Origin of the sequence: Echinicola shivajiensis, assembly GCF_018642165.1 — a bacterium.
Taxonomy (GTDB): domain Bacteria; phylum Bacteroidota; class Bacteroidia; order Cytophagales; family Cyclobacteriaceae; genus Echinicola; species Echinicola shivajiensis.
In genome coordinates, this window is record NZ_JAHHZM010000003.1 from 435,095 (window position 1) to 446,782 (window position 11,688).

At 40.4% G+C, this 11,688-nt stretch carries 8 protein-coding genes; all 8 read left to right on the forward strand.

Features of this window, described 5'->3' with window-relative positions; all coding sequences use genetic code 11:
- The first annotated feature begins 120 nt into the window (after positions 1-120).
- The gene (locus tag KMW37_RS08370) at positions 121-1,287 is read left to right on the forward strand and encodes an endo-1,4-beta-xylanase (RefSeq protein WP_215224161.1); all 1,167 of its coding nucleotides are present in this window, start codon (positions 121-123) and stop codon (positions 1,285-1,287) included.
- Positions 1,284-2,426 (forward strand): sialidase family protein, encoded by a 1,143-nt coding sequence (locus KMW37_RS08375; protein WP_215224162.1) that lies wholly within the window; start codon positions 1,284-1,286, stop codon positions 2,424-2,426. The genes KMW37_RS08370 and KMW37_RS08375 overlap by 4 nt, the downstream gene beginning before the upstream one ends.
- Before the next feature lie 128 nt (positions 2,427-2,554).
- Entirely contained in the window at positions 2,555-3,670 is a 1,116-nt protein-coding gene (locus KMW37_RS08380; RefSeq protein ID WP_215224163.1) for an acyltransferase family protein, read from the forward strand.
- 166 nt (positions 3,671-3,836) lie between these two features.
- The gene (locus tag KMW37_RS08385) at positions 3,837-4,436 is read left to right on the forward strand and encodes an RNA polymerase sigma factor (protein WP_215224164.1); all 600 of its coding nucleotides are present in this window, start codon (positions 3,837-3,839) and stop codon (positions 4,434-4,436) included.
- 91 nt (positions 4,437-4,527) lie between these two features.
- The gene (locus KMW37_RS08390; RefSeq protein WP_215224165.1) at positions 4,528-5,520 is read left to right on the forward strand and encodes a FecR family protein; all 993 of its coding nucleotides are present in this window, start codon (positions 4,528-4,530) and stop codon (positions 5,518-5,520) included.
- A 22-nt stretch (positions 5,521-5,542) separates the two neighbouring features.
- Positions 5,543-8,887: a SusC/RagA family TonB-linked outer membrane protein gene (locus KMW37_RS08395; RefSeq protein ID WP_215224166.1), complete on the forward strand. Its 3,345-nt coding sequence runs from the start codon at positions 5,543-5,545 to the stop codon at positions 8,885-8,887.
- Positions 8,888-8,899: 12 nt separating this feature from the next.
- Positions 8,900-10,312, forward strand: a complete 1,413-nt coding sequence (locus KMW37_RS08400; RefSeq protein ID WP_215224167.1) for a RagB/SusD family nutrient uptake outer membrane protein — start codon at positions 8,900-8,902, stop codon at positions 10,310-10,312.
- 82 nt (positions 10,313-10,394) lie between these two features.
- A complete protein-coding gene (locus KMW37_RS08405) occupies positions 10,395-11,681 on the forward strand; it encodes a serine hydrolase domain-containing protein (RefSeq protein WP_215224168.1) in 1,287 nt (428 codons plus the stop codon).
- The last annotated feature ends 7 nt before the right edge of the window (positions 11,682-11,688 follow it).

Here is an 11,688-nt window from a genome sequence, read left to right on the forward strand (position 1 = left end):
AAAAGAATTTTCCACAGACCTGACTGTTGTTCAGCCAGGTGGATTAGGCTTGGCACAGATATTAAATTCAAAGAATACATCTGTGTTTATCCTTTTTATCTGTGGTTTAAAAAAATGAACATGATAAAGAATCAAATAACCCGTCTTGCCTGTTTTGGTCTGATTGCACTAGCGATCAGCTGTGGAACAAAAAACAGTTCAGAAGAAAAAGAAACAGGACAGGAAAGCATATCTGTGGAAACTGCCACAAGATGGACCAAAGAGCAAGCAAAAGCTTGGTATGCCGAACAAGAGTGGTTGGTAGGGGCCAATTTTAATCCAAGTAATTCCATCAACCAGTTGGAGATGTGGCAAGAAGCAACCTTTTCTCCTGAGTTGATTGACAAAGAATTGGGCTGGGCAGAGGATATTGGTATGAATACCATGAGGGTTTACCTTCATGATCTAGCTTATAAGCAGGATCCCAAGGGATTTTTGGATAGAATGGATACTATGCTAGAGATCATGGATAAACATGGCATGAAACCCTTATTCGTGTTTTTTGACTCCTGCTGGGATCCTTTTGTGGAGGCTGGAGAGCAGCGTGATCCAAAACCACATGTCCACAATTCCGGTTGGGTACAAAGCCCTGGTTATTATGCTTTGGCCGATTCTACCCAATATCCAAGGTTGGAAAAATATGTGAAGGCCGTTGTGGGGAGATTTGCAAAGGATGAGCGGATTTTAGGTTGGGATATATGGAATGAGCCAGACAATGATACAGGAGTTTCTTATCGTGATAAAGAGCATCCCAATAAGGTGGACTATGTATTGCCCTTGATGAAGCAAGCGTTTTCTTGGGCAAGATCACAGGAGCCTACCCAGCCATTGACCTCTGGAGTCTGGTTGGGTGATTGGTCATCAGAAGAGGTGATGAGTCCTATTCAAGTGGCCCAAATTGAAAATTCGGATATCATTTCTTTTCATAATTATGATTCTCCAGAAGAATTTCAAAAGCGTATTAACTGGTTAAAGCGTTATGACCGTCCTATGATCTGTACCGAGTATATGGCCCGTCCAAATGGAAGTACTTTTGAAGGGTTTTTACCTATTGCCAAAGCAGAAAACATTGGTATGTTCAATTGGGGGCTGGTAGATGGTAAGACACAAACCAAATATCCTTGGGACAGTTGGGAAAAGACATATACAGATGAGCCAGAATTGTGGTTTCATGAAGTGTTTCAGACAGATGGTACACCATACAAAAAATCGGAAACAGACCTGATCAAATCCTTGACGGGAAGATGAAAAATCGGAGATTGAACATTTGGGTTTTTATTGTTTTATTGTTCATGACTGCCTGCTCTGGATTTAGGGCAGGCAGTCCTCCAAAGCCTTCAGAATATAACATAGACTGGGATCAGTCCAGTCTTGAGAAAGTATCCACCAGAAACTTTAATTATTCAGGCTATGCCAGAGCTAGAGAGCTTGCTGATGGGAATTTGGGGTTTGCTTTTGAGGCCGATGGGAGTATTTTTTTTCGTAAAAAAGAAGATGGTAATTGGAAGGCTCCGGTTTTAGTTGCTGAAAGACAAGAAGGAATAGGAATGGCAGTCCCTGATTTTACTGTTCTCGAAAATGGGGATATTTTGTTGGGCTATAATCCTAAACCCCGTAGGAACCGGCCTGAAAAGCATTTCGCAATAAGGACAGTTAGAAGTACTGATAATGGGCAATCCTGGGAGGAGGACCAATTAGTCTATGAAGCTGGAACTAGTTTTGAGAATGGCTGTTGGGAACCTGTTTTTTTACAATTACCCGATGGTTCTATACAGCTTTATTTCGCTGATGAAGGAGTTTTTACAGAAAGCAACGAGCAGCGGATTGCCATGATTAAGTCGATGGATGGAGGACACAGCTGGACGAAGGAAGCTGAGACCATTAGTTTTCGAAAAGGAAGTAGGGATGGTATGCCTGTTCCAATTGCCCTCGACAATGGCAAGAAAATAGCCATGGCGATAGAGGACAATGGATTTGGTCCATTCAAACCCTATATTATTCACAATGAAGGAATGCATTGGGATAGTACAGTGGGAGCGGACAGCCCTATGCGTAAATATGCCTTGGCCGAAGAAATTCCTCAAAGGGATTATGCCGGAGCTCCTTATTTGGCAATATGTGAAAATGGTTTGACCTTGCTTTCTTTTCAATGGGGGTCCAAGCTAGAGGATGCTCAAATGGCAGTAGCAATAGGGGATGAACATGCCCAAAATTTCACCAATCATACTTGGCCTTTTGATTTACCGGAAGGTAGCATTGGCCATTGGAATAGCATTACTGTTTTAGAAGATGGAAGTATTTTGGCTTTGACCAGTACAAATGGATATTCTAAGAAAGGAAGAACTGAAGTTTGGATGATCAAAGGAAATCTGCTCAAGATTAATTAAGCCTGAAAAAGGGATTCGTAGGGTTTAGAAAGAAATATTCTTTTATTTATATGAACGGTTGTGTTAAAACCTTTCCTATTTATTTAATTGCCAAGCTTTTTAACGGAATCTAAAACTATTGATAGCTAATGTATACTACAGTAAATAATCCAAATTTATTAAAGACCAGACAGCATTTTGAAATTTTGGATGGACTGCGTGGTTTGGCAGCAGTTGCTGTGGTGGTATTTCACTTTATGGAAATAATCGTTCCGGATTACCATGATAATTTTATAGCTCATGGTTATTTGGCAGTTGATTTTTTCTTTTGCTTATCTGGCTTCGTGATTGCATATGCTTATGATAATAGGATCAAGGAAATAGGTTGGAAGCAGTTTTTTAAGTTGAGACTGATCCGCCTACAGCCTTTGGTAGTAATTGGTGCTGTTATTGGGCTTTTTGCCTTTGTTTTTGACCCTTTTAGTGATCTAGTTTTTAAATACAGTTTATGGGAAAATGTGAAATTGTTTGTGACAGCTTGTTTGATGGTTCCTTATCCCTTGGTTCCAGAGCGTTATTTCAATAACTTTCATTTGAATCCGCCCACTTGGTCATTGTTTTGGGAATACATTGCCAATATCTTTTATGCTTTTGTCTTGTTCAAATTGCGCAATAAGGTTTTATGGCTGGTTACTATTTTGGCTGGTATCACCTTATGGTATTCGGCTTTTTACTATGAAAACTTGAGTGCTGGATGGGGTGGAGACAATTTTTGGGGTGGAGGAGCTCGTATTCTTTTCTCGTTTTTGGCAGGGATGTTAGTTTATCGTAGTAACTGGATCATAAAGTCCCGTTTGGGATTTGGTACACTCTCAGTATTATTGTTGGTCGCTTTATTATTTCCTTATGAAGCCTCCATCAACTGGATAACTGAGTCTTTGATTGTTATTTTATACTTTCCATTCTTAGTAGCCGTGGGTGCTGGAGCGAAATTGAAACCTTCACACCGAAAAATCTGTGTTTTCTCTGGTGAAATTTCTTATCCACTGTATATGGTGCACTACCCGTTTATTTGGTTGTTTTTTAGTTATTTGGAAGCAAAAAGCCCTGGCATGAACCAAATGATCCTAATTACCTGTGTGGGGACCGTGCTTTTAATAGGATTGTCCTATACGGTTATGGAATATATGGATAAACCTGTACGGAAATATTTGAAAGATAGGTTGAAAAGAAAGGTGGCAATGAAAGAAAGCTTGGCGGCATAAAAACAGGAATTGAATTAATGGGGATTGGCTTTAGATATTGCCGTTGAAACCTGAATAGCGCTGCTTATTATTGGTTTTAGCTTTTTATATAAGCCTTATTTGTGAATATTGGATATTTTTTTCAACCTTTAAGCTTCCAATATACCACAGATTCATCTCATTAAATATGCTTTATACCAATTTTTTAGAAAATGAAAGTGCCATTATTGAACAATTGATTAATGGTAATGAGGAGGCGTTTACAACGGTATTTGGAATTTATTCCTCACAGGTGTATTATGTGGCCCTGAAATATTTGAAGTCCGATGATTTGTCCAATGACGTGGTTCAAGATACGTTTTTAAAATTATGGAATTATAGAAGCCACATTGATCCAAAGCAACAGATAAAGCCTTTGATCATTACTTTTGCCAAGCGTATCATCTTAAATATGATCAGGGACGAAAAGCGCAAAATTCTTAAACATGTGGACTTATTGGCTTCTACCAGCGTTTCCTCTAATAGGACAGAAGAAGAGGTGATCTTTAACGAAACCAACAAAGTTTACCAAGAAGCTATCAAGTCTTTGCCGGAAAAACGAAAAGAAATTTTTTTATTAAAAACGGTTCATGGCTTGAGTAATGAGGAAGTAGCAGAAAAACTCGATCTCTCTATTAATACAGTCAAATCACAGTATACCAAGGGCTTGAGGACTATACAGGATTTTGTGAATAAGTATTATACTATTTTAGCGATATCCATATATGCGATGGATAAACTTTCGTGATCAAAAAAAATAATTAAAAAATAAACTTTTTTTCACCTTCCAGTAATACTACGACGGGCTTTGGGTGTATCCTTTATAAATACCCAAGTCAATGAACCGACCCAGCGAGGAAAAGTTAGCTAATTATTTCAGTAATCAATTGAGAACCAGTGATGAAGCCAAAGAGGTTTTGGACTGGTTGTCTACACCTGATGGTCAACACTATTTGAACCAGTGTTTGGAGGATGATTTTGCTAGTTTGGACCATGCTCAGAAAATCATCCTACGACCTAAAGTTACGGCCGAAGATGTTCTAAGAACAGCAAATTCTATGGAAAGGAGGCCCGTAATGACAAAAAATCAAAAAGGAATAGGTCAAAGGTCAATGGCAGCCGTTTTGGGTGTATTGGCATTGCTTACTGCTGCGCTGGTTTATTTTCTCATGGATTGGGGGACTTATAAAACCTATCGGACGGCCTATGCAGAATCCGCAGACGTGGTCCTTCCTGACGGATCCTCTGTGCATATGAGTGGTAATAGCCAACTCAAATTCAAAGATGGATGGCTGGATGATGAGGCCAGGGAAATTTGGTTTGAGGGCGAAGGATATTTCGACATTGTTAAGATGAAAGCGCCCAATAAGTTTACAGTACACACGTCAAGAAAATTTGATGTACAAGTATTGGGCACCACATTTACTGTGACCGCAAGACCTACTACCTCTAGGGTAGTGCTGGAATCAGGTGCCGTTGCACTTAAGATAGCGCAGACCACCGGAGAGGACGAGATCAAGATGGTTCCTGGAGAATTGGTGGAGATAGATCATCAAAATGATTTGTTGATCAAAAAGGAAGTTGAGACTCAAATCTATACCAGTAGGAAGAACGACAAGCTTGTCTTTGATAAGACACCGCTAAAAGAGATCGTCAGGATTTTGAAAGACGATTATGGATTTACGGTTATCGTCAATGATGCTGAGATGTTAAAAGAAAAATTAACCGGTGTAGTCCCCTCAAAGAATGTGGATGACCTTTTGGATGGACTTCGGTCTTTATTGGAGATAAAGATCGTGAGGGAGGAAAATGTAATCAAATTAATTCACTAACCATATCTAACCCATAAACAATATGAAAGTAAAGTTTTTACCGATTATGGGCTGCGTTTTAGCTTGGAATTTGGGGATGGCAAGGCCAGCGCAAGAGACCTTGTCCTATAATTTTCAAGTGGAGAATGCACGCTCAAACAAAACAAAAACGGTCAGCCTTACCGATCTTTTGAAAACTGTAGAAGGTAAATATGGCGTTTCGTTTTTGTATAAAGATGAAATCAGTCAGTCAATGGTAAAAGGGGATTTTCAATTGTTGGAAAGCCTTAGCCTTGGAGAGGTACTGAAACAAATTACCACAGAAAACCCAGCCTTGGAGTTTGATCGGATCAAAGCCAATTTTTATACCGTAAAAAAGGTCGAAAAAGACCAGGCTACCCTGCCCCAAACATCAGCAAGAAGGCTGGAGCACATGGCTGTGAGAAATTCAAAAAGAATAGAAAGGACTGTTTCCGGTGTGGTGACCGCAGGTGATGGAGAGACCCTTCCAGGGGTGAGCATTATGATAAAGGGGACGACTAGAGGAACAATCACTGATTTGGACGGCTCCTTTGAACTGAATGTTCCTGATGGTCAAGTTACCTTGGTGGTATCTTTTGTAGGCTATAAGAAAAAAGAGGTGACAGTGAATGCTGGCCAGAGCCAGTTAGACGTAATCATGGACAATGATGTTCAGACCTTGCAAGAGGTGATCGTAGTAGCCTACGATGAGCAGTCAAGAGCCTCTTTTACAGGTTCTGCTGTGGACGTGAAATTGGAAAAGGTCCAAGGAGCACCAAGGGCTTCTTTTCAGGAGAGTTTACAAGGAAATATTGCTGGTGTTCAATCAGCATCTCCGAGTGGTCAGCCAGGATACTCTCCAAATATCCGAATCAGAGGGGTGGGCTCTATCAATGCCAGTTCTGATCCCCTATATGTTATAGATGGGATTCCTGTTGTGGCGGGTAATATTTCCCAGATTGCGACCAGTTCCAATACCATTGCTGGATTGAACCCCAATGATATTGCATCCATGACAGTATTGAAAGATGCATCAGCTACTTCTATTTATGGCTCTAGGGGTGCCAATGGAGTGATTTTGATAACGACCAAGCAAGGAAAGTCAGGAAAGACCAAATTCGATGTAAGTGTGCAAAGGGGTACCAGCCAAGTCCTATTGGATGATAGGAACAAGCCTTTAATAACACCAGAGTTAGCAGAGTTGCTGGTAGAATCCAGGGTGAATTACGGTGATAGTCCCCAAGATGCAGCGGATTACATTTATAGTAGAATAGATGAAAATATCAATACCAACTGGTTTGATGTAATCACTAGGGACGGTACTTACCAACAGTATTTTATCAGTGCTTCTGGAGGAAATGAGAAGACTAACTTTTATTCTTCAGTAGGTTATTATGATCAAGAAGCACCGATTATTGGGATTGATTATGAAAAATTAAATGCCAAGGTTAATGTTAGGCATTCTGCCACCAAGAAATTGACATTGGATTTGGGCTTGGCTGCCAACACGCAGATCATGCATACCAATAGTGAGGCAGGAAGTGCCAATAACCCGGTCAGAAGTATGTTCAGGGAAGTGCCTTGGGAGCCGGTTTATAACGTGGATGGAAGTTATAATACAGACATTCTCCTGACCTATAACCCAGTAGGGCTGGTGAATGAAAATATTCGGGAAACGAAGCTCTATAATGCTTTGGGTAATATAGGTCTGAAATATGATATCATGGACAACTTCTCTTTTGAGACCAGGGCCAACTTGGACTTTAATTTGGCGGATGAATTTCAATATGATAATCCTTATTTTGGAGAAGCAAGAAATGATGGCGGCCGTGGAAGGGCTTATACCAATATCGTGGTCAACTGGAACGTGACTAATTTGCTTAAATACAGATGGGTAATGGATGATGATAACAGTGTCAGCTTTACCCTAGGCCAGGAAGCACAGCAAATCTCCGCTAATTCCGTTTATGCTTATGCGAGTAATTATGTAGCTCCAGGCCTGACCACCTTGGCCAATGCCTCAGTTTACAAGAATGCCTCATCTGAAAAAACAGCTTCTTCCATTTCCTCCTATTTTCTAAGTGCCAATTATGCTTTTGGTGAACGTTATTACTTAAACGTAACGGGTAGAAGAGATGGATCATCTCGCTTTGGTTCATCCGTTCGATATGCCAATTTCGGCTCTGTAGGTTTGGGATGGAATATTCATAAAGAGGCTTTCTTTGGAGAAAACTTCGTGGATGAACTTAAGCTTAGAGGTAGTTATGGTATTAATGGTAACCAGGGAATTGGAGATTTTGAATCCAGAGGTCTTTACAATACAGGAAATGATTATAATGGCATGCCGGGTTACGCTTATTCCCAACAATCCAACCCTTATTTGACTTGGGAAAAGAACAAGCCATTGAATATAGGGCTAGATTTTAGAGTCTTTAAGCGTTTGAGCGGTACGGTAGAATATTATAATCGGGTCACTTCGGACTTACTGCTCAATGTGCCAATTTCAGGTACAAATGGTATTACCAGTTATTTGGCAAATATTGGGGAAATGCAAAACAGTGGTTGGGAATTTAGTTTGAGCTCAGTAAATATAGACCAGGCAGATGGCTTTTTCTGGAGCACGGATTTTAACTTGACTACCAACAAAAACGAAGTACTTAAGCTGAATGAGGATGAAGCTATAGTGGACGGGCAGTATATTCGTAGAGAAGGAGCGGATTTTTACACCTTCTACATGCCAGGTTACGCAGGAGTAGATCCCGAAAATGGAGATGCGCTATGGTACACGGATGCTTCAGAAACAGAAACGACCAATGATTATGGTAATGCTGATCCTTATGAGCAAGGAAGTGCCTCTCCTAAGTTTTTTGCCGGATTGACTAATAATTTGAGTTATAAAGGTTTCAACCTGTCTTTCTTATTCTACCTTAATTATGGCAATAAGGTCTATGATTATTGGGGTCGTTATGTAGCCAGCGATGGAAGTGCCCAATTGAATGACCGGGGTAATATGAGCCGAAAGATTTATGAAAGAAGATGGCAAGAGCCAGGAGACAATACGGATGTTCCTAAAGTCGTATGGGGAAATACTCAGTCAGGTAGTTCCAGTCAACATTCATCCCGTTTCTTATATGATGGAACTTACTTGAGATTGAGGGATATTACCTTGTCTTACAACCTTCCCAATACACTTTTGAGCAGGTTGAAAATCAGTAATGCCAAGATTTACCTTAGAGGTAATAACCTTTGGACTTGGGTAAATGACAAAGACTTGGAATCGGATCCAGAAGTTGGCATTGCAGGTATGACGGATTTGCGTATTCCTACTTCTCGACAATATTTGATGGGTATAGACTTTTCATTTTAAAAAGGCATAATCATGAAGAAAACAACAATATATTTTCTTGCAGGAGCATTGGTTATGGGAAGTCTAACTTCCTGTAGCGAAAAGTTTCTTGAAATCGATCCAGAACAAAGTGTAGCAACCAATAATGCCATTACAGATGTGAACACCTTACAGACGGCTTTGAACGGTACTTATAGTAAACTTCAGGGAAGTGGCTATTATGGACGTTCTGTCTATGTGATTCCTGAATTGATGGCAGATAATCTTTATTTGAGCTTACGAAATACAGGTAGATATTTGGACTATCATAATTTTATCGTAAGGGAGCAGGACAGTTATGCAGAAGACCTCTGGAATACAGCTTATGAGGTAGTGATCAATGCAACCAGGGCCATCCAAGGTGGAGAGGCATTGATGCTCAATGGGGCCCAGCAGGAGGAAGCCAACCAAATGATAGGAGAGGCCTATACATTAAGGGCTTTGGCGCATTTTGATCTAACGCGCTTTTTTGCACAGCCTTTTAATTTTTCAGCAGGAGCAGGCCATGGTGGTGTTCCGGTTATTGAAACTATCGGTGATGATCCGATTTCTCCTTCCAGAAATACGGTGAAAGAGGATTTCGATCTGATCATTAGTGATTTGACTAAGGCAATTGAACTGATGAGCGAAGCAACCGCTAATGGGACGCTGTCCAGCAATGCAACAAAAGCATTATTGGCCAGGGCATACCTTTATACTGAACAATATGAGTTGGCTGCCGATATGGCCACAGAGGTGATCGAGAGCGGTGACTATGCCTTATTGGCTTCGGAGGATTATAGCACTATTTGGTCAGAGGATTACAATGCCGAAGTTATTTTCGAAATTGTCAATACCATAGCGGACAATGCGGGAACCAATGGCTTGGGACATTTCTTTGATGAGGCAGGTTATGCGGACGCTTTGGTTACGGAGGGCCTTTATGGAATATATTCAGATTCGGATGTACGAAAGTCCGCAATTGAAAGAAAGCCAAAGAGCGGCGCGGAAGATGATGCATTATTTGTGATGAAATTTCCTCAGGGAGCCTTGCAGGATGATGATGTCAAAATATTAAGGATTGCTGAAGTGTTCCTGATCAGGGCCGAGGCATATGCTCAATCTGGTCAGCCAATAATGGCCTTGGAAGATTTGAATACCATTGTGCTGTCCAGAGATCCGGAAGCCAATCCAGTGGTAGCAAGCGGAGATGCATTATTGCTTAGGATATTGGATGAAAGAAGAAAAGAGTTGGCTTTTGAAGGACACCGTTTGTTTGATTTGAACAGAAATAAAATGAACGTGAATATCGATCAAGGTGTAGCGGTGATAGAGGAAAGCTATCCCAATGATCGCTTTATTTTGCCTATTCCATTATCAGAGTTAAATGCGAATCCAAATATAGCGCCTCAAAATCCAGACTATTAACCCTAATATAATGTGTACAGCCGAGGGAAGTCAATGATTTCTCTTGGCTGTTTTTATCAAGGTATCTGCTATGAAAAAAGCAATGATAAAAATTATCCCCCAACTCTTGTTGGGAATGATGTTCCTCGCGAGCAGTTGTGGAGGTCGTCAAGGCAGTTTTGTCGCTCAGAATAATGAGAAAGCAAAAAAACTGGACAGTCTGTTCAATTATTTGTATGAGCATCGATTGTTCAATGGTGCTGTAGCGGTTGTTGATCGGGGAGATATTATTTTCCGTAAAGGGTATGGATTAGCTAATGTGGAAGATAATACACCTTTTGATCCACATACATCCATGGAAGTAGCTTCCGTGTCCAAGCAGTTTACGGCAGCAGCGATGCTGCATTTGGAACAAGAGGGGAAATTGTCCGTGAACGAGGATATTCGCAACTATTTACCAAAAGGGTTTCCTTATGAAGGAGTGAAAATCAAACATTTGCTCAGTCACACAGGCGGATTACCGGATTATACGGATTATTTTGTAGAAAATTGGCCAGTTGATCAACTGGCCAATAATAAGGATATTTTGGCTTATTTTTTAGAATTCAAGCCAAATCCCATGTTTAAGCCAGGAACGGATTATTCCTATAGTAATACAGGTTATGTAATGCTAGCTGAAATAGTTGAAGCCGTCTCTGGACAGACTTTGGATGAGTATTTAGAAGAAAACCTTTTCCGGCCGTTTGGATTAAAGCAAGCAGGCTTTTATCAGCGTTCCGAAATTTATGATCTGGAAGATTACGCGCCATCATTTATGTGGTCAAAGGATTCCTGTGCTTATATTAGACCTGAATATTTGCCAGGAAAATCGTTTTATTATTTTTTAAGCGATCGATTAGGGCCAGGTAGATTGTCCTTGAGTCTAGAGGATTTACTCCACTGGGATCAATTATTGTATACCAATGCGTTTTTAGAAGAAGAGCATAAACAAGCTATGTTTAGGCCTGTAGACTTTGAAGGAGTGGAGACAGATTATGGATATGGTTTTCACAACTATTCAGATGAGGAAGTGGGGAATGTAAGTTATCATACAGGAAGTTGGGCAGGTAATCTAAGTTATATCAAGCGGTTTCGGGATATAAAAAGTACGGTTATTTTGCTTAATAACACGCACCAAAGCGCTTATATGAAGGAAATAAGGGAAGCCGTGGATGCCATAACCATTGGCAGGGATCCTGCTCCTATTTTGCCCGATTTAAAAGAAAAGTATGGCAAGCTTTCCTGTGAACCTGGTTTTGACCTCAATACTTGGTTGAAAGGAGTAGATAAAGATCATTATTCTTATGCAGATAGGGATCTTCAAGAGATAAATCAAAATCATCATCAATAGGATATTG

Bases quoted from the DNA above. Each gene is read 5' to 3' on its own strand.
- KMW37_RS08395 (WP_215224166.1), top strand. From the start codon at position 5,543: ATGAAAGTAAAGTTTTTACCGATTATGGGCTGCGTTTTAGCTTGGAAT.
- KMW37_RS08370 (WP_215224161.1), top strand. From the start codon at position 121: ATGATAAAGAATCAAATAACCCGTCTTGCCTGTTTTGGTCTGATTGCA.
- KMW37_RS08390 (WP_215224165.1), top strand. From the start codon at position 4,528: ATGAACCGACCCAGCGAGGAAAAGTTAGCTAATTATTTCAGTAATCAA.
- KMW37_RS08385 (WP_215224164.1), top strand. From the start codon at position 3,837: ATGCTTTATACCAATTTTTTAGAAAATGAAAGTGCCATTATTGAACAA.
- KMW37_RS08375 (WP_215224162.1), top strand. From the start codon at position 1,284: ATGAAAAATCGGAGATTGAACATTTGGGTTTTTATTGTTTTATTGTTC.
- KMW37_RS08380 (WP_215224163.1), top strand. From the start codon at position 2,555: ATGTATACTACAGTAAATAATCCAAATTTATTAAAGACCAGACAGCAT.
- KMW37_RS08405 (WP_215224168.1), top strand. From the start codon at position 10,395: ATGATAAAAATTATCCCCCAACTCTTGTTGGGAATGATGTTCCTCGCG.
- KMW37_RS08400 (WP_215224167.1), top strand. From the start codon at position 8,900: ATGAAGAAAACAACAATATATTTTCTTGCAGGAGCATTGGTTATGGGA.